We start from the raw sequence: 22561 nt of genomic DNA on the forward strand, positions 1-22561 counted from the left end.
CTTTCGGAGCTCAGTTACAGGAGATTCCATGACGAAAATGAACACCCGAGGCGGCCTCGCCTTGTTGTCTGCCGCCGCCCTTGCGCTGACGGTGGGTTGCACCAGTTTGAAGACCCCTGCAACCGCCGATGTGGCGGTGTCGAATGCCGCCGTGGCCAATGCGGCGGGTGCCGGTGGCGCCCAGTATGCGCCGCTCGAAATGACCGCAGCCCGGGAAAAACTGGCACTGGCCAACAAAGCCATGCTGGCCAAGGACTACAAGCTGGCGATCGAACTGGCCAACCAGGCCCAAGCCGATGCCAAGCTGGCGCAAAGCAAAGCCAGTTCCATCAAGGCACAGGCTGCTGCCGATGTCTTGCAGGATGACATCCGCGTGCTGCGCGAAGAGCTCGATCGTCCGCGTTAAACCCTTTTCATCCTGACAGGAAAAATCATGACTAAAACAAAATTGGCCCCGATCGTTCTGGCGGTCGCCGCCCTCATGGCGGGCTGCAGCTCAAGCCCTAAAACCACCTCCCTGCTGGAGCAGGCCCGAGACGACTACACCGTGGCTCAAGGCAATCCCAACGTGGCTACTTACGCGCCACTGGAAATGAGGCAGGCCACCGAGGCCATGGCCCAGGCCAATGTGGAAGCCAAGGAGCGCGGCAGCGACGACAAGATCAACAACCTGGCTTACCTGGCCAAGCAAAAAATTGCCCTGACACAAGAGGTGACGAAACGCAAGATGGCCGAGGCAGAAATCGCCACGGCGGGCAAGGAGCGTGACCAGATGCGCCTGGACTCGCGCACCAACGAAGCCAATGCCGCCAAACTGAGTGCTGAAAGAGCCACCCTGGCCGCACAACAGGCGCAAAGCAATGCCGCCCAGTCACAACTTGCCGCCCAGCAAGCCCAACTGGATGCCGCCAACGCCCAGCGCCAGACGCAAGAGGCTCAGGCCCGCGCCGCACAGCTTGAAGCCCAACTGGCTGATCTGGCCGCCAAAAAGACCGCACGCGGCATCGTCATCACGCTGGGTGACGTGCTGTTCGGTACCGACCTGTCGCGCCTGACCGCCGACGGCATGCGCAGCGCCCAGAAGCTGGCTGATGTGCTGCAGCAAAACCCGCAGCGCAAGGTGCTGATTGAAGGCTTTGCCGACAGCACGGGCGCCGCCGACTACAACCAGGGTTTGTCAGAGCGCCGTGCCGGTGCGGTGCGTACCGCCCTGCTGGAGATGGGGGTGGCGCGTGAGCGCATTGACATGCGCGGTTACGGCGAATCTTTTCCGGTGGCTGGCAATGACAGCGCCGCGGGTCGCCAGCTCAACCGTCGTGTCGAGATCATTTTGTCGGATGACAGCGGCAAGGTGATTGCACGCTGATTTCCAAGTCATTCAACCCAAGGAAAAATCATGACCACCAAAAATGTGTACATCGAAAAAATGAAGTCGCAGCTTGACGAGCTCAACGCCAGCATGAACAAGCTTGACGCCAAGGCCACCGAGGCCAAGGCCGACGCCCGCGCCGCTTACCTGGAAGAAATGCGCAAGCTGCGCCACCAGTCCAAGCTGGCCAGCGCCAAGCTCGATGAGCTCAAGGCGGCGGGCGAAGACAACTGGAACGTCATGACGACGGAAATGGAGAAGGTGCGAGAGGCTTTCGTGCATTCCTTCAACTACTTCAAATCCCAGATTTGAGCGTCTTTCTGGAGCCAAACAGGTTGGCGTAAACCCAGGTGAATTCGGCCCCGATCAAAAAGATCTGGGCCGAGTAATACACCCACAACAGCACCACCACCAGCGAGCCGGCAGCACCAAAGCCCGACACGATGCCGCTGCTGCCAATATAGACGCCGATCAGGGCCTTGCCCAGGCTGAACAACAGGGCGGTGAACAGCGCACCGGTCCAGACGTCACGCCACAGCACTTGGGCGCGCGGCATCACCTTGTAGATCAGGGCAAACATGGCGGTGACCAGGGCAAACCCGGCGGCCGCATTGCTGGCGCTGGCGATCGCGATCCAGCCGCCAAACAGCGGGCTCCACAAACGTTCCATGGTGGCCAGTGCGGCACTCAGCACCAGCGATACCATCAGCAAGAATCCGATCACCAGAATCATGCCAAAGGACAGCAAGCGGGCGCGCAGCAGGCGCAGCCAGCCGCTCACCGGTGCCGTGGCGGGCACGCGCCAGATGCGGTCGAGCGCCGTTTGCAGTTCCCCAAACACGGTGGTGGCCCCAATCAGCAACAGCAGCACGCCCAGCAGCGTGGCCCAGGTGCTCTCGGCGGGTTTGCCGACGCTGACCAGCAGCGCCTGAATGGCGTCCGCGCCGGGCTCACCCATCAAGGAGCGCAACTGCAGCGCAATCTCGCCGCGCGCCGCTTCCTGACCAAACACCAGTCCGGCCACGCTGACCACAATGAGCAGCAGCGGCGCCAGCGAGAACAGCGTGTAGTAAGCCAGGGCAGCGCCCATGCTGGGCACATCATCATCGAGCCAGGCATGAAAGACCTGTTTCAGCAAAACCCAGTACAGCGGCAGGTCAAGGGGCATGGTCAAGGCAATGGGAGGTCAATACAAGGTTTGCTGGCGCAACACTTCCGTGCGCTTCATCGCCAGATAGTCTGAGCGATCCACGTCATGCAGCTGGCGCGGGTAACGCTCGACGGCGTTGAACCAGCTTTGCAGGCGATGCTCCAGCTGCGCCGCGGGGGCTTCGCGCCGCGACGCCAAAAAACTGTCAATGGCGAGGTAATAACGCATGGTGTTGCGTTCGACCACGCCGCGCACTCCCGAAACATAGTCCGTTTCGCCGTCTGCGCCGCCAGCCAGTCTGCTGAAGCCCACTTTGCCGGCACCCACGGTGGCCAGATAGGTCTGCATGGCCAGGCGCCCGGCAAAGCCCACGCTGTAGGCGTAGGTCAGGTGCACAAACGACTGCTGGTCTGGCAGTTCAACCACTTCCAGACGAATGCGGTAGTTGCTGGTGCCCAGCGGACCTTCTTTGGCGCTGAGCGTGATGGCAAAGTAGTTCTTGAAGGTTCTGGTTTCGTTGTAGCGAAACACCAGCCGGCTCGCATCTGCCATCGCCTGGGGTGTCTTTTTACCAATGTTGACCAGCAGGCGTGTGCCCTGCGGCCCGGCGACTGCGTGGCAATATTTGGTGTTGATGTGCAGAATCATCACGTCGCACCAGTGGTCAGCGGACTTCATTTCAGTCTTCACGGCAGCAAACGGGTAGGGCACCACGGCAAAAATGTCGCCGGACAAACCAGTGGCACCTTCAGCCGATTGGAGCACCATGGGCTGTCCAAACGCGTTGTTTGTCAGGGCGGGTGACAGGCGCGTGTAGTCACCCAACAGGGCGCCTGCCGGCCCCGCATCGCTGGCAGCCCAGGCGCCACAGCAGGCGCAGGCCAACACCAGTGCTGCCAGGCGACGCAAGCTGTTGCCTGGCCAGGCGTGCGTTGCGCGCATGGGTCGAAAACAGGTCAGTGTTATTTGGTCACTTCGTGGCCAATGACGCCACCCACGGCAGCACCGGCGGCCGTTCCCAACAGGCCACCACCGACGATGTTGCCGGCGACGCCACCGATCACGGCACCCGTTGCGGTACCTTTTTCCTGGTGCGTCATGCCGGCACAGCCACCCAGGCCCAGGGCGGCTAACAAAAGTGCGGCGGCAGAAATGCGTTGTGTAAAGTTCATGAGAATTCTCCAGTCAGTTAAAAGTTGGATCGCGCAACGCAGCACATGCTGGCACGGACGAGCTTGCATTGTTGAATGCCTGCGGTGAGGGGTCTGTGCGCTTGCGCACACAGGCAGGATGGTTTTTGTGCCTGAATCATGGGCCTGTGTGTGCCAGCGCACAAACCTTGCAAGCCGGTACCGGTAGGCTGGAAGCATGTCAATCGATGACCCTGTCAGGCAAAACAAGAGCCCTTGGGCGACAGATGCGTGTATAAGGGGTATCCATTTCGCGTCTAGTCAGTCCTGCATCACGAGTACCCCATTTTGAAAATTATCCCCAAGACCCTGACTTGGCTGGCTGTTGCCTTGTTGCTGGTGGCTGGTGGCATTGCCTTCATGTTCTGGTCTTACCAGCAGATCTCGGATGCCGCCATCCAGCGCCAACAAACCCGCAATGTCATCGGCATGGCCAACGACCTGCTGTCTGGCTTGAAAGACGCCGAAACCGGGCAGCGGGGCTATGCCTTGACGGGCAATGAGTCCTACCTGCAACCCTATCTGGCGGCGCGTGACCAAGTCATTCCGGATCTGAACGCCTTGCGCAAAGAAGTTGGCACTGCCACTGCCCGGGCCAGCCTGGACAGCTTGTCGCCGCTGATCGAAGCCAAAATGGTCGACCTCGCCGCTGCCATTGCGCTGAGCCGTGTTGGCGACCAGAACGCTGTGCGATTGCTGATGGAGGCCGGCACGGGCGAGCAGCTGATGGGTCAGATCCGCAGCGCAATGGACAGCTTTATCCTCGCGCAGGCCACGGACCGCTTGCGCAACGAGGCAAGTTTTGATGCCGCCATGCGACGCCTGTTGCTCACCCTGTTTGTGGTGGCCGCGCTGGCGCTGCTGTTCGCATTGAATTTTGCCTATTTGATCTACCAGAGGTCCCAGCAGCGGGTGAAGAGTCTGGTGCACCTCGAAACCCTGCATTTGCTGCAGGCGCAGGAAACCAGCAACACGCTGCTGGCCCAGGCCAACCACCGCTTGCAGGAGGGTGAGCAACGGCTCTGGGTCACGCTCAATTCGATTGGTGATGGTGTCATCACCACCGATGCCGCCGCGTGCATCACCCTGCTCAATCCGGTGGCCGAGGCGCTGACCGGTTGGACGCAGGCGCAGGCGCTTGGCAAACCGGTTGGTGAGGTGTTCCATATCGTCAACAAGGACAGCCGCACGCTGGCCACCATCCCGGTGGCCGAGGCCCTGGCCCACGGCACGGTGCAGAACCTGGTCAACCACACGGTGCTGATTTCCCGCGATGGCAGTGAATTTGACATTGCCGACAGTTGCGCTCCGATTCGCGCCTTTGACGGCCTGGTGGTGGGTGCCGTGCTGGTATTTCGCAATATCTCCGAAGAATACGCGGCGCAACAGGCCCTGCGCGACAGCGCCGCCCTGGTGCAGACCATCCTGAACACGGTGGTGGATGGCCTGGTGACCATCCATGCCCAGGGCGGCATCATCGAAACCGTGAATCCGGCCATTGAACTCATGTTTGGTTACAGCGCCGCCGAGCTTGGCGGCAAACACCTGAGTCTGCTGATCCCCGAGCTTGACGAGGACCATCACAACGGGTCGCTGGCCTATTACGGCGTCAGCGCCGAGGACCGCGCCAATGGCCTGGGTCGTGAGGTGCTTGGCCGGCGCCACAATGGCAGTATTTTTCCGCTGGAAATTTCCGTGAGCGAAATGACGCTGCGCGGCCAGCGATACTTCACCGGCATTTTGCGTGACATCAGCGCGCGCAAGGCGGCAGAAGAGGCATTCCGCAAGGCGGGGGCCCTGCAAAAGGCGATTTTCGACAGTGCCAATTTTTCCAGCATCGCCACCGATGCCAAGGGCGTGATCCAGATTTTCAATGTGGGTGCCGAGCGCATGCTGGGCTACACCGCCGCAGAAGTGATGAACAAGATCACGCCGGCCGACATTTCTGATCCGCAGGAGGTCATTGCGCGGGCAAAATCCTTGAGCGCCGAGCTCGAGACCAACATCCGCCCCGGTTTTGAGGCGCTGGTGTTCAAGGCATCGCGCGGTATCGAAGATATTTACGAACTCACTTACATCCGCAAGGACGGCAGCCGTTTTGCTGCCGTGGTGTCGGTGACGGCGCTGCGCGATGCCCAGCAAAACATCATTGGCTATTTGCTGATTGGCACCGACAACACGGCGCGCAAGGCGGCAGAAGAGGCACTGCACAAGGCCGGCGCCCTGCAAAAGGCGATTTTCGACAGCGCCAATTTTTCCAGCATCGCCACCGATGCCAAGGGCGTGATCCAGATTTTCAATGTGGGTGCCGAGCGCATGCTGGGCTACACCGCCGCAGAAGTGATGAACAAGATCACGCCGGCCGACATCTCTGATCCGCAAGAGGTCATTGCCCGGGCCAGGTCCCTGAGTGTCGAACTCGACCGCAACATCAGCCCCGGTTTCGAGGCACTGGTGTTCAAGGCCACCCGCGGCATTGAAGACATTTACGAACTCACCTACATCCGCAAGGACGGCAGCCGTTTTGCTGCCGTGGTGTCGGTGACGGCGCTGCGCGATGCCCAGCAAAACATCATTGGCTATTTGCTGATCGGCACCGACAACACGGCGCGCAAGCAGGTCGAGGCCGAGCGGGCCCGGCTCGACCTGGTGCTGCAAAACAAGAACGTCGAACTTGAGCGCGCCCGTCGCCTGGCCGACCATGCCAACCAGGCCAAGTCAGACTTTCTCTCCAGCATGAGCCACGAATTACGCTCGCCGCTGAACGCCATCCTGGGCTTTGCCCAGTTGCTGGAGTCGGGTACCCCGGCGCCGTCCGGAACACAAGCCGCCAGTGTCGGACAAATCCTCAAGGCCGGCTGGTACCTGCTGGAACTGATCAACGAAATACTTGACCTGGCGCTGATCGAATCCGGCCGCCTGTCGCTGTCGCTGGAGCCCACCTCGCTTCAGGACGTGTTGCAGGACTGCGAGGCCATGATCGCGCCCCTGGCCGAGCAAAAGGGCGTTCGCATCAAGTTTGCACCGGTCGACCATGCCTGTTTTGTCCTTGCTGACCGCACCCGGCTCAAGCAGGTGCTGGTCAATTTGCTGTCGAACGCCATCAAGTACAACCGTCCCGGCGGCACGGCCGAGCTCACTTACCAGTTGTATGCCCCCGGGCGTCTGCGCATCAGTGTGCGCGACAGCGGCGAAGGCCTGAGCGCGGCCAAAATGGAACAGCTGTTCCAGCCCTTCAACCGGCTGGGACAGGAGACCGGCGCCGAAGAGGGTACCGGCATTGGCCTGGTGGTGAGTCGCCGGCTGGTGGAACTGATGGATGGTGAAATCGGTGTCACCAGTTCCGTGGGGGTGGGCAGTGTGTTCTGGTTTGAGCTTGATGCGGCCTCCGAGCCGAAACTGGCGTTCGATGCGCAAACGGTGGTCGACTTGCCCGCGCCGCTGGCGCTATCAGACGGGCAGGTGCACACCGTGCTGTATGTGGAAGACAACAAGGCCAATATGGCGCTGGTGGAGCAGTTGGTGGCGCGCCGCGCGGACCTGCGGCTGCTGGGCGCCGAAGACGCCATGCGCGGCATTGCCATGGCGCGCGCGCACCAGCCCGACGTGATCGTGATGGACATCAACCTGCCCGGCATCAATGGCATGCAGGCGCTGGCCATTTTGCAGGACGACAGCGCCACCCGGCATATACCGGTGCTGGCGCTGAGCGCCAACGCCATGCCGCGTGACATTGAGAAAGGCATGGCCGCGGGCTTTTTTCGCTACCTCACCAAGCCCATCCGGGTGCCTGAGTTCATGGCCGCGCTCGACGAAGGCCTGGCACTGGCCGAGACCCATGAACCATAGCCTCGCAGGCCACGCAAAAAAAAGCAGGCACTACACTGCCACTTGTTGATCTACCAGACCGCCGGGTCTGACACTGGAGAATCTCATGGCCACACGCCCCAAAGTCAAAGCCAAAGGGCCGGTCACTGGCGGCAGCGGGGCGCAGCCTGTTCCGCTGCCCTTTCCCATCGTCGGCATCGGGGCTTCGGCGGGTGGCCTGGCGGCCATTGAGGCGTTTTTTTCGGGCATGCCGCGCGACGTCGATCCCGGCATGGCCTTTGTGCTGGTGCAGCACCTCGACCCCGACCACAAAAGCCTGCTCACCGAATTGATCCAGCGGCGCACCCGCATGCAGGTGTCCGAGGTCAAGGATGGCATGGTGGTGCGGGCCAACTGCGTCTACATCATTCCTCCCAACCGCGACATGGCTTTTCTCAATGGCACGCTGCAACTGCTGGAGCCCGCAGCGCCGCGCGGGCACCGCCTGCCGATCGACTTTCTGTTCGCGTCGCTGGCTTCTGACCAGCAGGAGCGCGCCATCGGTGTGGTGCTTTCGGGTACCGGCAGCGACGGCACCCAGGGCGTGCGCGAAATCAAGGCGGAGGGCGGCATGGTGATGGTGCAAAGCCCGGCTTCCGCTGAATTCGACGGCATGCCGCAAAGCGCGCTGGCCACCGGCCTGGTGGACTTTGAGCTGCCACCGGCCGAAATGGCGGCGCAACTGGTGGCCTACGTCGCCCATGCCCTGGGCCGTCCACCGCACCCTGCCAGCGCGGCGTCGGTGATGGGCGGGAACGTCCTGAAAAAAATATTTGTCTTGCTGCGTGCCCAGACCGGCCACGACTTTTCGCAGTACAAGCCCAGCACCATTCACCGCCGTATCGAGCGGCGCATGGCGGTGCACCAGATCGACTCGATGGCCGCTTATGTCAAGTACCTGCAGCAGACCCCGGTGGAAGTCCAGGCCTTGTTCAATGACCTGCTGATTGGTGTCACCAATTTTTTCCGCGACCCTGAGGCCTTTGCGGCACTCGAGGAAAAGGTCGTCCCGAGGCTGTTCGAGGGCAAGGCGGTGGGGAGCGCCGTGCGGGTCTGGTGCACGGGCTGTTCCACCGGCGAAGAAGCTTACTCGATTGCCATTTTGCTGCAGGAACGGCTTGAACTGCTCAAGGCCAGCTACAAGGTGCAGGTGTTTGCGACCGACATCGACAGTCGCGCCATTGCCGTGGCCCGGGCGGGTCTTTACCCCGCCAGCCTGGCTGAGTACGTGACGCCCGAGCGCCTGGCAAGATTTTTTACGCTGGAGCCCGACGGCAGCGCCTACCGGGTGCACAAGGGCATCCGTGATCTGCTGGTGTTCTCGGAGCAAGACGTGATCAAGGACCCGCCATTCTCGAAACTCGACCTCATCAGTTGCCGCAACCTGATGATCTACTTGGGCGCAGAGTTGCAAAAAAAGCTGATTTCGCTGTTTCACTATGCGCTGCAGCCCGGCGGCATGCTGTTCCTGGGCTCCTCGGAGTCCGCCGGTGAACAGGGTGACCTGTTTGCCGTGCTGGAGCGCAAGGCCAAAATTTACCAGCGCAAGGAGGATTTCCAGGGCGCCCAGCGCGCGGCCCTGGGCCGATTTTTGCCACCTTTGATGAACAAGAACATGTCGCCGATGCCCACCACCGAAAAAACGCCCATTCTTGCCAAGCTTTCCTTGCGCGAGCTCACCGAGCAAGCCTTGTTGCAGCAACTCTCGCCGGTCGCGGCGCTGGTCAACAGCCAGGGCGAGATTCTTTACCTGCATGGGCGCTCCGGCATGTACCTGGAGCCCGCGCCGGGCGAGGCCGGTATCAGCAACATTCTGAAAATGGCGCGCGACGGCTTGCGGCGCGACCTCACGGTGAGTTTGCACAAAGCCGCCGCCAGCCTGGATACCGTGCGCGTTGCGGGCGTGCGCGTCAAGACCAACGGCCACTTCACGCAGGTTGACTTAAGCGTTTCCCCGGTGCCGGGCGTCCCGGCGGCGGCGCTGGCGTCGCCCTTGTTTTTGGTGGTGCTGGAACAGGCGCCCGACAACCCGGGCGCCATCGCGCCGGCGCCGTCTGCCCTCCCTGCCGTCAGCGCCGCTGCCGGCAGCGACAAGCTGCAGACCGATGCCCGCGCCCAGATCACCGAACTCCATGAAGAGCTGCAAGCCAAGGAAGAGTACCTGCGCGCCATCAATGAAGAGCTGGAAACGACCAACGACGAGCTCAAGTCCAGCAACGAGGAAATGCAGTCGGTCAACGAAGAGCTGCAAAGCACCAACGAGGAGCTGGAAACCTCCAAGGAAGAAATGCAGTCGATCAACGAGGAGCTGAACACCGTCAACTCCGAACTGCAAACCAAGGTGGGTGACCTGTCACGCGCCAACAACGACATGAACAATTTGCTGGCCGGCACCGGCATCGCAACCATCTTTGTCGACCACAGCTTGCGCATCCTGCGCTTCACCCCGTCCGCCAGCCAGATCATCAACCTGATTCTGAGCGACGTGGGCCGTCCCGTGGCCCATATTGTGAGCAACCTGGTGGGTTACACCAGCCTGGTGGCGGATATGCAGGAAGTCCTCAAAACCCTGGTTCCGAGGGAGACCGAGGTGCAGACGACCAATGGCAAGAGCTACACCCTGCGTATCCTGCCCTACCGCACGCTGGACAACGTGATCGAGGGAGCGGTGGTGACCTTTGTCGACGTGACCGAGGTCAGGCGCACGCGTGAGGCGCTGCAAAAGGTCAATGCCTTGTTGCGCCTGGCCGTGGTGGTGCGCGATGCGCACGATGCCATCACCGTGCAGGCGCTGGACGGCCGCATCATTGCCTGGAACCCGGGGGCCGAGCAGCTGTATGGTTGGTCCGAGGCCGAGGCCTTGCAGCTCAACGTGAGTGACCGGATCCCCAAGGCGCTGCAGACCGTTGCCCTGAACCAGGTGCACCAGCTCAGCCAGGCGCTGACGCTGGCCCCCTTTCAGACCCAGCGCCTGACCCGGGACGGCCGCTGTCTTGATGTGTGGCTGACCGCCACCGCCCTGCTTGATGAGACCGGTCGGGTGGACGCCATTGCCACCACCGAGCGCGTCAGCGACGTCGGGGCTGCGACCGATGGAGCGCCATAGTCATGACCCACGGCCCCCTCACAACCGAGCAGTTGATGCACGACCTGCAGGTGCATCAGGTCGAGTTGCAATCGCAGAACGAGGAGCTGCGACGCGCGCAGCTGGCACTCGAGTTGTCGCATGCGCGCTATTTCGACCTGTATGACCTGGCGCCAGTGGGTTACCTCACGGTGGCGGCCAGCGGCCTGATTGTTGAAGCCAACCTGCGCGCAGCCACCTTGCTGGGTATTCCCCGCAGTGTGCTGGTCAAGCTGCCCCTGAGCCGTTTCATTGTCAAGACCAATCAGGACAGCTATTACCAATGCCGTCGGCAATTGCTGGAAACCGGGCAAGCCCAAAGCTGCGAACTGCAGGTGTTGCAAAACGATGGCGTCATGCTCTGGGTCAGGGTGATCGTGAGTGCGGTGCAGGACGGCACGGACGCGCCTGCCTTGCGCGTGATTTTGATGGACATCTCGGAACGCAAGCGCCTGGATGAGGCCTTGCGCGAGACCAACAAAAATCTGGAACTCGCCCGTGTGCAAGCGGACCGGGCGAACCTGGCCAAATCCGAGTTTTTGTCGAGCATGAGCCACGAACTGCGCTCACCCCTGAATGCCATTCTGGGTTTTGCCCAGCTCATGGAGTCAGGCACACCGCCACCCACACCGAGTCAGCAGGCCAGCCTGGACCAGATTCTGAAAGGTGGCTGGTATTTGCTGGACCTGATCAACGACATTCTGGACCTGGCCTCGATCGAATCGGGCCATGCGGCCTTGACCATGGAAGCCGTGGCTTTGAACGCCGTGCTGCTGGATTGCCAGACCCTGATCGAGCCCTTGACGACAGACCGCGGTGTCCACATCAGTTTCCCGGAATTGCCCGACACCTGCCGTGTGCAGGCCGACCCGACGCGGCTCAAGCAGGTGCTCATCAACCTGTTGTCCAACGCCATCAAGTACAACCAGCTCGGAGGTTCGGTGGTGGTGAGTTGTGAAAGTCCTGCTGCCGGACGCCTGCGCATCGGTGTGCGCGACTCTGGCCCGGGCTTGTCGAAGCAAAAGCTCGCCCAGTTGTTCCAGCCGTTCAACCGCTTGGGTCAGGAAATGGGCGGCACCAAAGGCACGGGTATCGGCCTGGTGGTGAGTCAGCGCCTGGTGCAGTCCATGGGCGGTGAGATGGGGGTGGATAGCAGGGAAGGCGAGGGCAGTCTGTTCTGGTTTGAGCTGACGCATGTCGACGCGGAGTCGGCTGAAGTCGGCCCTGCAGTTCGGGCGACGCAGCCGGTGCCTGTGCACGTGCCCGTGCTGGCGCTCCCGCTGACCAATTCGGTGCAGCGCACGGTGCTCTACATTGAAGACAACCCGGACAACATCGCCCTGATGTCCCAGCTGCTGGCCGCGCGCCCGAACCTTCGCCTGGTGGGTGCGTCCGATGCCATGCGTGGCATGGCCATGGCGCGCGGCCTGGCGCCGGATGTGGTGGTGATGGACATCAACCTGCCCGACATCAATGGCTTTGAGGTGCTCCAGCTGTTGCAGTCTGACCCGGTCACCCGGCATATCCCAGTGCTGGCGCTGAGCGCCAATGCCATGCCGCACGACCTTGAAAAAGGCCTGGCAGCCGGCTTTTACCGCTACGTCACCAAGCCGATCAAGGTCGCCGATTTTTTGCACGCGCTCGACGAGGGCCTGGCCCTGGCCGAAAAACGCGCATGACTTATTTCGTCTCGTCAATCATCTGCAGGATATTTTCTTCAACCTCTTCGGCCACCTGCACCAGCGCGGCGTCCTGGGACAAGACCGTCAGCATGGGGACGGGTCTGATCATGCCGATCCGGGTCACGCCTTTTTCGGTGAACACCGAGATGCGACACGGCAAGGCCATGTTCAGCCGCATATCGACGGACAAAACCTTGGCCGCCTGTGCCGGGTTGCAGACCTCGAACACCTTGCATTCCTCGACAAATTCAATGCCTTTGCTGCGCAGCGTGGCGCCCAGGTCATGAACATGCAGCACGCCAAAACCATGGCGCAGCACAGCGGCCTGAAGGTCGGTGCTGGCCTGGTGAAAGGTCTTGTCGGTCGTCACGATGTAATACATGGGAATACTCCAATGGAAGCCCCGCGCCGAAAAGTCAGTGCGGGGTTCGGTCGTTCAATTAATAAGGGCTGGAGACGGTGCCGTAATAGCTGTGAATGCCGGTCGCCCAGATCGGATCGGCCATGTCGGGCCAGTTGTCGGCGTCAAAGCCCGGCGCGCTTTCGAGGCGTTCCTTGCTGACGTTCAGGATAAAACGCTTGTTCTCGGTGTCGAGCGTGAGCGCGGCCCATGGCACGGCAAAAAGCTTTTCGCCCATGCCGAGGAAGCCGCCGAAAGACAAGACAGCGTAGGCGACCTTGCCGGTACGCATGTCCAGCATGAGTTCCTTGACATCGCCCAAATCTTCATCCAGCAGGTTGTAAACGTCTTCGCCCATCAGCGAGCCGGCCGACATGAAAGCCGGGCCGGGTCCGTCGACAATTTCTGCCGTACGCATGATGGAGGTGTCAGTGGTTTCGTAGTTCATTTGTATTTCCTTGAAGAGTTGTTGTGAATCAAAAGCGGCACCAAGTGCTTGGTGTGCCCTTTGAGAATAGGGGCGCGACGCGATTGAATCTGTTCGTCAACGCACCAAAAGACCATCAATTGGCCGTCTTGTGAGCAGGCGTTTCAGGCTGGGCTTTACCTTGCGATGCTTTCATTTTTTCTTCGACTTCCTTGGCGCCTTTGGCATAGAGCTTGGCCTCTTCGGGCGCCAGCACATGCAGCAACCGGAGAAACTCGCCGGCGTGGACGATTTCCTCGTTGGCAATTTCCGTCAGCACCTTGATGGCCAAGGGGTGATCGGTGGATTCGGCCAACTGCATGTACAACTGGGTGGCTTCATACTCAGACGCCACCATGAAACGAATGGCTCTGACCAGTTCCTCGGGTTTGAGTTTTCTGTCGTTGGCGAGCCCTGAAAAGGGGGATCCGAAATTTGGCATGGGTGTTCTCCGGGTTTGGGCGCTAACGCGGGTTGCGTTGTGACGCTGTGCCCATGGTAGGAAATCAGGTCTTTTTTTTCGGTGCGCCATCACACCGTGAAGGGGCTAAACCGGCTTGGCGAACTGCTTCGCCGCAAAGGCCCAGACCATGCGTGATGCGTCCGGCCCCTTGGGGTCGCTGTAAGCCTGGCTGGCAGCGCCGCCGCTCCAGGCATGGCCCAGTCCCTGGATTGTGCACAGGGTGCTCACCAGCCGGCCTTTGGCTTTGTAGTCGGTCAAGGTGCTCGGGTGGCGGGCGCCGCGTTGCACGCTGCGTGGCCGCACCGGGTTGGCGCCTTCGCGGGCTGCCCAGAGTTGCGCCACGGCCAGGCCGTTGGCGGGCGCCACCAGCGGGTCGGCGCTGCCCTGAATGACCAGCAAAGCCGGCAGGTGCGTGCCCTCGGTCAGGGCTGACAGCGGTGCTGCCACGCTGTGGCCGCGCATGGCTTTGAGCGCATCCGCCAGCGAATGGGCCATGCCCGGCGCGATGCCCGAATGCATCGCAATGGCACGAAAGCGCGCCGGGTGGCGAATGGCCAGCAGGGCGGCCATGCTGGCGCCCGCCGACAAACCCGCCAGCGCAATGCGTGCCGGATCAACCGACACGCGCTGGCACACCTGCAAGATGGTGGCAAGAATGGTATCGGCCTCCGTCTGGGCCTTGCCCGAGCGCGTCTGGTGCCAGTTCCAGCAGCCTTGCAGGTTGGCCAGCTGATTTTGTTCGGGGTAAAGCACCGCAAAACCCTCTTTGGCGGCAATCTGGTTCATGCGTGTGCTGATGGCAAAAGCTTCGCTGCTTTGGCTGCAGCCATGCAGCATGACCAGCATGGGCAAGCGCTCGGTCTTGCGCGCACCAGCTGGCACGAAAAGCCGGTAGCGCTGGGCCCCGGCGTAGCCCGCCGTGCTTCCGCTGGGCAAGTTCGTCGTGACCTTGGCCTTGGGTCGGACCGCGGTAGTTTTGCTGGTTACGCGTTGGCGGGCTGCCGGCTTGCCGGTCACCAAGGCCTGCTTGACCGCCTTGGTGCCAGCGCGCACGGCGCTGCGCGTCAGCGCCTTGAACGTGCGCTGGAGGGATCGGCTGAAGATGGTGCTTCGAATGCTTCTGGCCATGGCCGTCAGATTCGGCCCATCAGCAGCAGTACAACGATGATGATCACCACCAGTCCCAGGCCGCCGGTTGGACCGTAGCCCCAGCTCTTGCTGTGCGACCAGGTCGGCAGGGCACCGACCAGCATCAGGATCAGAACGATTAGCAGGATGGTGCCTAAACTCATGGTTTATTTCCTTAAAGTGGTATTGGGTTGGATTTACTTGGTGGGTTCAGGTGGCACCACGATGACGGTGGTGCCATCACCCGTTTTGCCGGTTTTGCCGGTGGCTCCGGTATCGCCCGTGGCGCCGGTGTAGCCTGTGTTGCCTGTGGCGCCTGTGTCGCCCGTGGCGCCCGTGTAGCCGGTTGCACCGGTGGCACCGGTTCCGCCAGCGCTGCCGGTATTGCCTGTGCTGCCGGTGTCACCGGTCGCTCCCGTGGCGCCAGCCGGGCCGGCAGGGCCGGGCACCACAATCGGTGCCACAGGAACGGCAACGACGGCGGTGCGCTCACATGCGGCCAAACTCAGGGCGGCAACGACAGCGAAAAGAGGCAGGGTGTATTTCATTTGGAATCCTTGAAGAGTAAAAAATGTGGCACAGCAATTGGATGAAACTTTTGCTGGTGGTTTGACGCAGCCAAAGCTGTCGCGACCCACCACGCCCAGAGCTTAAGACGCACCGCTCCCAGCGTCTGTACGACAACACACACAGTTTCTCGTGATGTCTTCGTTGAAGCTTGCAGGGCAGGTCGGTGGGGTGCCGCACAGACCCGTGTTGGCCATCAATGAAAAATCTTTTGCATGAAACCCATGACATTCAAGTTATCCGTAGCGCAAGAGTTTTGCGTTAAACCGGAAAGTGACAGCCGATGACCAAGGTTCAATCCCATATGGAAAAGGCGTCTGACAAGGCGCTTACCGGCATTGCCGGCTTTGATGACATCACAGGGGGTGGCCTGCCGCGCGGGCGCACCACGCTGTTGGTGGGCGGGGCAGGTGCTGGCAAGACGGTCATGGCGCTGCAATTCCTGGTGCACGGCGCAAGGCATTGCAAAGAGCCGGGCATTTTTGTCGCCTTCGAGGAGTGCGCCGAGCGTATCCTCACCAATGCGAACAGCTTCGGTTGGGATATCGAGGCCTTGATGCCGAAAAAGTTGTTCATCATGAATGCCCAACCATCACCCGGCCTGGTCCAGTCGGGAGACTTCGACCTGGGTGGCATGCTGGCTGCCCTGGAGCTCCAGACCCGGGCCATGCGGGCCCAGCGCATTGTGCTGGATGCCCTGGACGTGGTGATGGCCTTGCTGCCTGACCTGGACGCACGAAGGCGTGAAATCTACCGCCTGCATGAGTGGTTACTGGCACATCAAATGACCGGGCTCATCACTTTGAAGGCCGATGCGTTAGAGAGCAAAGACATCAATCCGCAAGCACTTGGTTTCATGCAGTTCATGGTGGACTGCAATGTGATCCTCAACCACGGCGTGGTCCATGGCATCTCGGAACGGACTCTGCGGGTGCAGAAGTACCGCGGCTCCAGCTTTGATGAGGATGAGTCGCCGTTCGTGATCGGCAATCGGGGCCTGGAAGTCCGGCCCGACTGCGGGAAGCGATTGCGCCATGAGCCAGACGCAGACGGTGTTGCAGGCCCTGGGGCTGGTTGAGGCATCCTCATGATCCCGAAGACTTCACCCACAGGGCCAGCCACCGACGTGCAACACCTGTTGCACGAGTTGCAAGTCCACCAGATCGAACTGGAGCTGCAAAACGACGAGTTGCGCCAGTCACAGCTGGCGCTGGAGCATGCACGGGCGCGTTACTTTGACCTGTACGACATGGCACCGGTTGGCTATCTCACGCTGGGTGTCAGTGGCCTGATCCTGGAGGCCAACCTGACGGCCGCCACACTGCTGGGCGTGCCCCGCAGCGCCTTGGTGCAGCGCCCGCTGCACGCCTTTGTGGTCAAAGATGACCAGGACAGCTTTTATCTGCTGTGCAGGCAACTGCGTGAAACCGGTGCGCCGCAGTCGCGCCAATTGCGTGTGACAGGCCGTGATGGCCACCGGGTGTGGGTGCACCTGATGGCCACCGTGGTCACCACGGACTCGGGGGCGCGCGAACTGCGCATGGTCCTGAGTGACATTAATGCCCTCAAAACCCTTGAGCGCCAGCTCGACCGTTTGGCACATTTTGATACGCTGACCCAATTGCCCAACCGTTTGCTCAACGCCGACCGCCTGCAACAGGCCGTGGCACAGGCGCGACGCACCGGTCAGGGGCTGGCCGTGGTGTACATCGATCTGGACGGCTTCAAATCCATCAACGACCAGTTCGGCCATGACATCGGTGACCAGATGCTGGTGGCGGTGGCCAGCCGCATGCAACAGGTGCTGCGCGAGGGTGACACTTTGGCGCGCGTGGGTGGTGATGAATTTGTCGCCTTGCTGATCAACACGGGCCACATCCACACCTGTGCCGCATTGTTGGCCCGTTTGCTGGCCGCCGCCGCTCAGCCCATGCAACTCAAAGACGAGCTGCTTCAGGTGTCGGCCAGCCTGGGTGTGACGTTTTACCCCCAGTCGCAGGAGCTCGATGGTGATCAGTTGTTGCGCCAGGCCGACCAGGCCATGTACCTGGCCAAGCAGGCAGGCAAGAACCGTTACCAGGTCTTCGCGCCAGCCGCGCCCGCCAACATCCGGTGCGCCGGGGTTGTCGATCTGAATTTCGAAAAATCTACTTCGGTGGGTAAAGCGAGTCCGTCATGAGTCGTCCAGCCCAGTACAAATTCCGGCTTTATGTGGCCGGCGACGCACTCAACTCGGCGCAGGCGCGCGCCAACCTGGCTGCACTTTGCCAGACGCATCTGGCGGGGCGGTATCAGATCGAGATCGTTGATGTGTTCAAGGAACCCCGACGTGCCTTGGCCGACGCCATTTTCATGACCCCAACCCTGGTCAAGCTGACGCCCTTGCCCGAGCGCACCCTTGTGGGTACCTTGAGCCAGACACAGACGGTACTGCAGGCCCTGGGGCTGCTCGGGGTGGCCGCATGAAGAAGAATGCACCTGACGAAGCGGATCGAAAGGAAGAAGTTTCTTCACTGATCGAAACCCTGCATGTCACCGGACGCCGCCTGGAGGACCTGACGCACGGCGAGGTCGACACGGTCACCGACCGCCGTGGCCGAACGGTCATGTTGCGGCGCGCGCAGGATCACTCGCGTTTTATTGAAGCCGCCAAGCAGGCTGCGATCCTGAACGCATTGCCGGCGCATATTGCCTTGCTGGATGCCCAGGGGCGCATTGACTCGGTGAACCAGGCGTGGCGCCAATTTGCCGATGCCAACTTGCTGCCAGAGTCCGCTTATGGCGTGGGTCAGAGCTACCTTGACCTGTGCGACAAGGCGCAGGGCGACAGCGCAGCCGAAGCGCAGCGGGTGGCCGCCGGCATTCGGTCGGTGCTGGCGGGCACGGTCAAGAGCTTCTCGCTCGAATACCCCTGCCATTCACCCACCGAGCAACGCTGGTTTTTGATGGCGGTGACGCCACTGGCAAGTCAATCTCCGCATGGTGGGGTGGTCATGCACCTGGACATCACCGAGCGCAAGCTGGCAGAACGCACGGTCATTCGCCTGAACCGGGTTTATGCCGTGCTCAGTGGCATCAACACGCTCATTATTCGCGTCACGGACCGCGACGAGTTGTTCAGGGAGGCGTGTCGGGTCGCGGTTGATGCCGGTGGTTTTCGCATGGCCATGATCGCCATCGTCAACCGCAGCACGCGGGCCCTGACCCCGGTGGCCTCAGCCGGCAAGGATGAGGCGCTCATGAGCGCCATCAAAGGTATCCTGGCCTCGGCGGATGCCCCGAAAACCATGGGTGCGCGGGCCGTCCGCGAGAAAAACGTCGTGGTCTCCAACGATTCGCAACACGACCCCCAGGTGGTGTTCAAAGTCAATTACGCAGAGGCCGGTGTGCTCTCGATGGCGGTGTTGCCGCTGATGGTGGCCAATGACGCCGTCGGCGTGCTCGCCCTGTATGCCGGTGAAATCGACTTTTTCCAGGAAGAAGAGTTGAAGCTGTTGACCGAGCTGGCCAGTGATATTGCGTTTGCCATGGATCACCTCGACAAGCAGGAGCGGCTTAATTACCTGGCCTATTACGACGTATTGACCGGCCTGGCCAACCGCAGCCTGTTTCTGGAGCGGGTGGCGCAGTACCTGCGCATTGCAGCCATCGGCGGACACCCGCTGGCCCTGTTTCTGGTGGACCTGGAGCGCTTCAGGAACATCAACGACAGCCTGGGCCGTTCGGTCGGTGACGAGCTGTTGCGTCAGGTGGCGCAATGGCTGACGCACCATGCAGCGGGTGACGTGAATTTGCTGGCACGTGTGGGGCCGGATCATTTTGCGGTGGTGATGCCGGTTGTGCAACCTGAAGGAAACCTGGAGGGGCTTCTGGAGAAATGGCTGCAGAACTTTGTGAAGCATTCGTTCCGATTGAATGACGCCACGTTCCGGATCTCCATGAAGGTCGGTGCTGCGGTATTTCCCGTGGATGGCACGGATGCCGACACCCTGTTCAAGCATGCCGAGGCGGCGCTGAAAAAAGCCAAGGCCAGCAGCGAACGTTATTTGTTCTACACCTCGACCATGACCCTTACCGGGAGCGACACGCTGGTTCTTGAGAACCAGTTGCGCGAGGCGCTGGAGAACGGGGAATTCGAGCTGCACTACCAGCCCAAGGTGAACCTGGTCAGCGGCAAAATGACCAGCGCCGAGGCCCTGATTCGCTGGAATGATCCGCGCACCGGCCTGGTGCCGCCCGACCAGTTCATCCCGATCCTGGAACAAACCGGTTTGATCCATGAAGTGGGCCGCTGGGCGTTGCGCCAGGCCGTCAAGGACTACCTGGGCTGGCGTGCCGCAGGCTTGCCGATGGTGCGCATTGCCGTCAATGTGTCACCACTGCAATTGCGCGATCGTGGCTTTATTGAGGAGGTGAGAAGCGCCATCAGCATCGACCCGCAGGCCGCCGCCGGGCTCGAGCTGGAAATCACCGAGAGTCTGATCATGGAGAATGTCGACCACAGCATTGCCAGCCTGCACGCGCTGCGCGAGATGGGCATCAGCATCGCCATTGATGACTTTGGCACAGGCTTTTCCTCGCTCAGTTATCTGTCCAAATTTCCCGTCGACACGCTCAAGATTGACCGTTCCTTTGTGACCGAGATGACAGCGTCGGCGCAAGGCCTGGCCTTGGTGTCCACCATCATCAACCTGGCGCATGCGCTCAAGCTCAAGGTGGTGGCTGAAGGCGTTGAAACCGAAGCCCAGGCGCAGCTGCTGCGCGGGCTTGCGTGCGACGAGATGCAGGGCTACCTGTTCAGCCGGCCGGTGCCGGAAGAGATTTTCAAGACCAAGTTTCTGAAGCCATCTGTCTAAGGCGTCGTGGTGGCCTTCTGGCTGGCTTTGGGCGACGTCGTTGAGTGGTCGTTGGCCTGACCGGGCATGGGCATGGCACTTGATTGCTGTGCCTTGGTGAGGTCCGTGGGGGTGGCCGAGGCGTTTGCCGGTTCTTCCCGCGTGGGCCCCGCCGGCACGGTGCCAACCAGGGTCGTCTGGGCCGAGGTGTCCGAGGCAGACGCCGCAGGCAGCTGCAGGGTCGGTGTCGGTGTCGGCATGACCGTGTCCGAGCATCCGGCGAGCAGCGTCGCGGCAACAAAGAGGGCGGCCAATGACCGCTGGGCAAGGGGCAAGTGATTCATGGAAACTCCTGGTGCTCAGTGGCACTCACGCCCGTGTTGGCATGAGGTGCCTCTGCTTGTTCACGTTATCGGGCTTAGTACCTGCCGAAGTTGGTTTTTGCCGTTGCGACGCAAGCGTCCTTGGCGGCACCCGCCAGGGCTTCGCATTTTTCAAGGGCTACCTGGTAGTTGGCATTGTTCTTGTCCATGGAGGCTTCCTTCCTGGCTTCGCCGATTTGTTTGCCCAGCTTGGCATCCGCCAATGCCCTGACCTCAACAGCCCTGGCTTCCTTCACGCACACATCCTTGGCATTGCCGGCCTGGTCGTCGCATTGTTCCTTGGCCACTGCGTAGGCAGATTTGGCCATCACTTCGAACAGCTTGGTCTGGTCGGCGGCTTTTCCGGTGTAGCTGAATTCGAGCTCGGCCAGAGCAACTTTTTCCTTGGCCTTGGCTTGCTCCTCGCAGATGTCCTCGGCGTTGTCCTTGAAGGAATCACAGACTTTTTTGTCAATTTTGTACGCTGCGCTGATGCGGGCTTTCTCGGCCTTGTATTCGGCCTTGGTCAACGTGGCCGCCTGTGCCACCGAGAAAGACAGCAGGGCGGCCATGAGCAGGGAAGCTTTGAAGTGGCGAGAGTGGTTCATGACTTTCCTTGTGGTGCTTGTCAGGAACAAAGAGGCAAAGGCCGGAGCCTGCGCCTCAAGCACATGCCAAATGGCTGTGCGATGTATGACATGTCCCGACTTTGGGCTGGCTCAGGCGGGAGGTCTGTGCGTTGGCGAACCCATGGCTGTGTGACGTACCGAACAGACCCCTGGCACCCGGATGCCTAAGCTCATGTTCACTTCTTTTCACGTGCTGACACCCTGAAATCCCAGCGAGGACCCGCCATGCAAGCCACCCCGAAAACGCCAACGGTGATCGAGATCCGCAAGGGCCAGGCACCCACCCCACTGCCCCGCGATGAATTCGGCATCCGGTTTCGTGCAAGTTTTGTTGACCCGGCCTTTCGCGCCGAAGATGCTGCCATTGCGCGCCTGGAAGAGGTGGCCTGGGCCGCTTATACCGAGGGGCGCAAAGCCCCGTTCACCCAGGAAGCGGGCCAAGGCTATGCGGACCCGACGTACCAGTTGTCCGTGGAGTGGCTGGCGACGAGGCAGCGCATCCTCGACGCCCAGTTGCAGTGGATCAAGCCCGGGAGTCCGTCCCGGGTGCTGCTGATTTGTGGCTCGGCGCGCAACGATGGTACCTGCCCGGGCGAAATGTCCAAGACCTTCCGTTTGGTGCAGCTTGCCCGTGAAACGCTGGAACAGCACCACATGGCGGTCGATATGCTGGACCTGAGCCTGCTGACCTCCGACTATGGGCGCCACATTTATCCCTGCAAAGGCTGCGTGTCCACCGCGATGCCCTTGTGCCACTGGCCGTGCAGTTGCTACCCCAACCATGCGCTCAACCAGACCAACGACTGGATGGCTGACATCTATGAGCGCTGGGCCGCCGCCCATGCGGTGCTGATCGTGACGCCGGTGTACTGGTACCAGAGCCCCAGCCCCTTGAAGCTGATGATGGACCGCCTGGTGTGCGCCGACGGTGGCAATGTCGACCCGACCGCGACCTCAGGCAAGAACGCGGCCAAAGCCAAGGCGCTGGAAATGGCGGGCTGGGACTACCCGCAACACCTGGCCGGACGCGCCTACGGGCTGATTGTTCACGGCGATGTGGCCGGTGTTGAAGGGTCGCGTCGGGCACTGTCGGACTGGCTCGATTGGATGGGCCTCCTTGATGCCGGTGTTCAGGCGCGACTGGATCGGCTGATCGGCTATTACCAGCCCTATGCCAGCAGCCACGAGGCGCTGGATCAAGATCAGGCCGTGCAAGAGGAATCGCGCAATGTGGCACATGCGGTGGCCATGGCCGTGACCAAGCTGCGCGCCGGCCGCTTGCAGGCCGCGCAGCCGGGCTTGACGCGGCCGCGGCCGAAGTAAGGCAGG

22 protein-coding genes and 1 pseudogene are annotated in these 22561 nt (G+C 61.3%); 12 read left to right on the forward strand and 11 right to left on the reverse strand.

Annotation, left to right across the window (positions count from 1 at the left end; all coding sequences use genetic code 11):
* Window positions 1-28 precede the first annotated feature (28 nt).
* The 3 genes from Q7U49_RS03885 to Q7U49_RS03895 are packed head-to-tail and all read left to right on the forward strand — an operon-like array spanning window position 29 to window position 1681.
* Entirely contained in the window at window positions 29-406 is a 378-nt protein-coding gene (locus Q7U49_RS03885) for a DUF4398 domain-containing protein (protein WP_370653956.1), read from the forward strand.
* A gap of 27 nt (window positions 407-433) precedes the next feature.
* Entirely contained in the window at window positions 434-1366 is a 933-nt protein-coding gene (locus tag Q7U49_RS03890) for an OmpA family protein (protein WP_304762441.1), read from the forward strand.
* A gap of 30 nt (window positions 1367-1396) precedes the next feature.
* Window positions 1397-1681, forward strand: coding sequence for a hypothetical protein (locus Q7U49_RS03895; protein WP_304762442.1), 285 nt, complete (start codon window positions 1397-1399; stop codon window positions 1679-1681).
* Here the strand turns inward: Q7U49_RS03895 and Q7U49_RS03900 are convergent.
* The 3 genes from Q7U49_RS03900 to Q7U49_RS03910 are packed head-to-tail and all read right to left on the reverse strand — an operon-like array spanning window position 1665 to window position 3691.
* Complete coding sequence (locus Q7U49_RS03900) at window positions 1665-2537, reverse strand: YihY/virulence factor BrkB family protein (protein WP_304762443.1); 873 nt, start codon at window positions 2535-2537, stop codon at window positions 1665-1667. The genes Q7U49_RS03895 and Q7U49_RS03900 overlap by 17 nt on opposite strands.
* Window positions 2538-2555: 18 nt before the next feature.
* The gene (locus tag Q7U49_RS03905) at window positions 2556-3461 is read right to left on the reverse strand and encodes a hypothetical protein (protein ID WP_304762444.1); all 906 of its coding nucleotides are present in this window, start codon (window positions 3459-3461) and stop codon (window positions 2556-2558) included.
* Between the two features lie 20 nt (window positions 3462-3481).
* Window positions 3482-3691 carry a glycine zipper 2TM domain-containing protein gene (locus tag Q7U49_RS03910; protein ID WP_304762445.1) on the reverse strand — a complete coding sequence of 70 codons (210 nt, stop codon included), beginning with the start codon at window positions 3689-3691 and terminating at the stop codon, window positions 3482-3484.
* A gap of 378 nt (window positions 3692-4069) precedes the next feature.
* Between Q7U49_RS03910 and Q7U49_RS17400 the strand changes: the two are divergent.
* The 4 genes and pseudogenes from Q7U49_RS17400 to Q7U49_RS03925 form a co-directional block, all read left to right on the forward strand.
* Window positions 4070-5092 (forward strand): annotated as a pseudogene (locus tag Q7U49_RS17400) (CHASE3 domain-containing protein); the annotation flags it as partial.
* Window positions 5093-5119: 27 nt separating this feature from the next.
* Window positions 5120-7558, forward strand: coding sequence for a PAS domain S-box protein (locus tag Q7U49_RS03915; RefSeq protein ID WP_370653957.1), 2439 nt, complete (start codon window positions 5120-5122; stop codon window positions 7556-7558).
* Window positions 7559-7643: 85 nt separating this feature from the next.
* Complete coding sequence (locus Q7U49_RS03920) at window positions 7644-10682, forward strand: chemotaxis protein CheB (RefSeq protein WP_304762447.1); 3039 nt, start codon at window positions 7644-7646, stop codon at window positions 10680-10682.
* Between the two features lie 2 nt (window positions 10683-10684).
* On the forward strand, window positions 10685-12379 hold the full coding sequence (locus tag Q7U49_RS03925; RefSeq protein ID WP_304762448.1) for a PAS domain-containing hybrid sensor histidine kinase/response regulator: 1695 nt from the start codon (window positions 10685-10687) through the stop codon (window positions 12377-12379).
* Window position 12380: 1 nt separating this feature from the next.
* Here Q7U49_RS03925 and Q7U49_RS03930 read toward each other — a convergent pair whose 3' ends face one another.
* The 6 genes from Q7U49_RS03930 to Q7U49_RS03955 form a co-directional block, all read right to left on the reverse strand.
* Complete coding sequence (locus Q7U49_RS03930) at window positions 12381-12764, reverse strand: DUF302 domain-containing protein (RefSeq protein ID WP_304762449.1); 384 nt, start codon at window positions 12762-12764, stop codon at window positions 12381-12383.
* Between the two features lie 58 nt (window positions 12765-12822).
* Window positions 12823-13230 (reverse strand): PRC-barrel domain-containing protein, encoded by a 408-nt coding sequence (locus tag Q7U49_RS03935; protein ID WP_304762450.1) that lies wholly within the window; start codon window positions 13228-13230, stop codon window positions 12823-12825.
* Window positions 13231-13345: 115 nt separating this feature from the next.
* Window positions 13346-13690, reverse strand: a complete 345-nt coding sequence (locus tag Q7U49_RS03940) for a ferritin-like domain-containing protein (RefSeq protein WP_304762451.1) — start codon at window positions 13688-13690, stop codon at window positions 13346-13348.
* Window positions 13691-13795: 105 nt separating this feature from the next.
* On the reverse strand, window positions 13796-14839 hold the full coding sequence (locus Q7U49_RS03945) for a PHB depolymerase family esterase (RefSeq protein ID WP_304762452.1): 1044 nt from the start codon (window positions 14837-14839) through the stop codon (window positions 13796-13798).
* Between the two features lie 5 nt (window positions 14840-14844).
* Window positions 14845-15003 carry a DUF3309 family protein gene (locus Q7U49_RS03950; RefSeq protein WP_304762453.1) on the reverse strand — a complete coding sequence of 53 codons (159 nt, stop codon included), beginning with the start codon at window positions 15001-15003 and terminating at the stop codon, window positions 14845-14847.
* A gap of 33 nt (window positions 15004-15036) precedes the next feature.
* Window positions 15037-15387 carry a collagen-like protein gene (locus Q7U49_RS03955; RefSeq protein ID WP_304762454.1) on the reverse strand — a complete coding sequence of 117 codons (351 nt, stop codon included), beginning with the start codon at window positions 15385-15387 and terminating at the stop codon, window positions 15037-15039.
* Window positions 15388-15710: 323 nt separating this feature from the next.
* On the opposite strand from Q7U49_RS03955, the gene Q7U49_RS03960 reads away from it, so the two are divergent.
* The 4 genes from Q7U49_RS03960 to Q7U49_RS03975 are packed head-to-tail and all read left to right on the forward strand — an operon-like array spanning window position 15711 to window position 20262.
* The gene (locus Q7U49_RS03960; protein WP_304762455.1) at window positions 15711-16484 is read left to right on the forward strand and encodes an ATPase domain-containing protein; all 774 of its coding nucleotides are present in this window, start codon (window positions 15711-15713) and stop codon (window positions 16482-16484) included.
* Between the two features lie 9 nt (window positions 16485-16493).
* Window positions 16494-17585, forward strand: coding sequence for a GGDEF domain-containing protein (locus Q7U49_RS03965; protein WP_304762456.1), 1092 nt, complete (start codon window positions 16494-16496; stop codon window positions 17583-17585).
* On the forward strand, window positions 17582-17872 hold the full coding sequence (locus Q7U49_RS03970; RefSeq protein ID WP_304762457.1) for a circadian clock KaiB family protein: 291 nt from the start codon (window positions 17582-17584) through the stop codon (window positions 17870-17872). Before Q7U49_RS03965 ends, Q7U49_RS03970 begins: the two co-directional genes overlap by 4 nt.
* Window positions 17869-20262 (forward strand): EAL domain-containing protein, encoded by a 2394-nt coding sequence (locus tag Q7U49_RS03975; RefSeq protein ID WP_304762458.1) that lies wholly within the window; start codon window positions 17869-17871, stop codon window positions 20260-20262. The genes Q7U49_RS03970 and Q7U49_RS03975 overlap by 4 nt, the downstream gene beginning before the upstream one ends.
* Here Q7U49_RS03975 and Q7U49_RS03980 read toward each other — a convergent pair.
* Complete coding sequence (locus Q7U49_RS03980) at window positions 20259-20501, reverse strand: hypothetical protein (protein ID WP_304762459.1); 243 nt, start codon at window positions 20499-20501, stop codon at window positions 20259-20261. The two genes, Q7U49_RS03975 and Q7U49_RS03980, sit on opposite strands and share 4 nt — an antisense overlap.
* A 158-nt stretch (window positions 20502-20659) precedes the next feature.
* Entirely contained in the window at window positions 20660-21211 is a 552-nt protein-coding gene (locus tag Q7U49_RS03985) for a hypothetical protein (protein ID WP_304762460.1), read from the reverse strand.
* 246 nt (window positions 21212-21457) lie between these two features.
* Between Q7U49_RS03985 and Q7U49_RS03990 the strand changes: the two genes are divergently transcribed.
* Window positions 21458-22555: a flavodoxin family protein gene (locus Q7U49_RS03990; RefSeq protein WP_304762461.1), complete on the forward strand. Its 1098-nt coding sequence runs from the start codon at window positions 21458-21460 to the stop codon at window positions 22553-22555.
* The last annotated feature ends 6 nt before the right edge of the window (window positions 22556-22561 follow it).

This window comes from Rhodoferax sp. (assembly GCF_030653815.1).
Classification (GTDB): domain Bacteria; phylum Pseudomonadota; class Gammaproteobacteria; order Burkholderiales; family Burkholderiaceae_C; genus Rhodoferax.

Bases quoted from the DNA above. Each gene is read 5' to 3' on its own strand.
- Q7U49_RS03885 (WP_370653956.1), top strand. From the start codon at position 29: ATGACGAAAATGAACACCCGAGGCGGCCTCGCCTTGTTGTCTGCCGCC.
- Q7U49_RS03890 (WP_304762441.1), top strand. From the start codon at position 434: ATGACTAAAACAAAATTGGCCCCGATCGTTCTGGCGGTCGCCGCCCTC.
- Q7U49_RS03895 (WP_304762442.1), top strand. From the start codon at position 1,397: ATGACCACCAAAAATGTGTACATCGAAAAAATGAAGTCGCAGCTTGAC.
- Q7U49_RS03900 (WP_304762443.1), bottom strand. From the start codon at position 2,537: ATGCCCCTTGACCTGCCGCTGTACTGGGTTTTGCTGAAACAGGTCTTT.
- Q7U49_RS03905 (WP_304762444.1), bottom strand. From the start codon at position 3,461: ATGCGCGCAACGCACGCCTGGCCAGGCAACAGCTTGCGTCGCCTGGCA.
- Q7U49_RS03910 (WP_304762445.1), bottom strand. From the start codon at position 3,691: ATGAACTTTACACAACGCATTTCTGCCGCCGCACTTTTGTTAGCCGCC.
- Q7U49_RS03920 (WP_304762447.1), top strand. From the start codon at position 7,644: ATGGCCACACGCCCCAAAGTCAAAGCCAAAGGGCCGGTCACTGGCGGC.
- Q7U49_RS03925 (WP_304762448.1), top strand. From the start codon at position 10,685: ATGACCCACGGCCCCCTCACAACCGAGCAGTTGATGCACGACCTGCAG.
- Q7U49_RS03930 (WP_304762449.1), bottom strand. From the start codon at position 12,764: ATGTATTACATCGTGACGACCGACAAGACCTTTCACCAGGCCAGCACC.
- Q7U49_RS03935 (WP_304762450.1), bottom strand. From the start codon at position 13,230: ATGAACTACGAAACCACTGACACCTCCATCATGCGTACGGCAGAAATT.
- Q7U49_RS03940 (WP_304762451.1), bottom strand. From the start codon at position 13,690: ATGCCAAATTTCGGATCCCCCTTTTCAGGGCTCGCCAACGACAGAAAA.
- Q7U49_RS03945 (WP_304762452.1), bottom strand. From the start codon at position 14,839: ATGGCCAGAAGCATTCGAAGCACCATCTTCAGCCGATCCCTCCAGCGC.
- Q7U49_RS03950 (WP_304762453.1), bottom strand. From the start codon at position 15,003: ATGAGTTTAGGCACCATCCTGCTAATCGTTCTGATCCTGATGCTGGTC.
- Q7U49_RS03955 (WP_304762454.1), bottom strand. From the start codon at position 15,387: ATGAAATACACCCTGCCTCTTTTCGCTGTCGTTGCCGCCCTGAGTTTG.
- Q7U49_RS03960 (WP_304762455.1), top strand. From the start codon at position 15,711: ATGGAAAAGGCGTCTGACAAGGCGCTTACCGGCATTGCCGGCTTTGAT.
- Q7U49_RS03965 (WP_304762456.1), top strand. From the start codon at position 16,494: ATGATCCCGAAGACTTCACCCACAGGGCCAGCCACCGACGTGCAACAC.
- Q7U49_RS03970 (WP_304762457.1), top strand. From the start codon at position 17,582: ATGAGTCGTCCAGCCCAGTACAAATTCCGGCTTTATGTGGCCGGCGAC.
- Q7U49_RS03975 (WP_304762458.1), top strand. From the start codon at position 17,869: ATGAAGAAGAATGCACCTGACGAAGCGGATCGAAAGGAAGAAGTTTCT.
- Q7U49_RS03980 (WP_304762459.1), bottom strand. From the start codon at position 20,501: ATGCCGACACCGACACCGACCCTGCAGCTGCCTGCGGCGTCTGCCTCG.
- Q7U49_RS03985 (WP_304762460.1), bottom strand. From the start codon at position 21,211: ATGAACCACTCTCGCCACTTCAAAGCTTCCCTGCTCATGGCCGCCCTG.
- Q7U49_RS03990 (WP_304762461.1), top strand. From the start codon at position 21,458: ATGCAAGCCACCCCGAAAACGCCAACGGTGATCGAGATCCGCAAGGGC.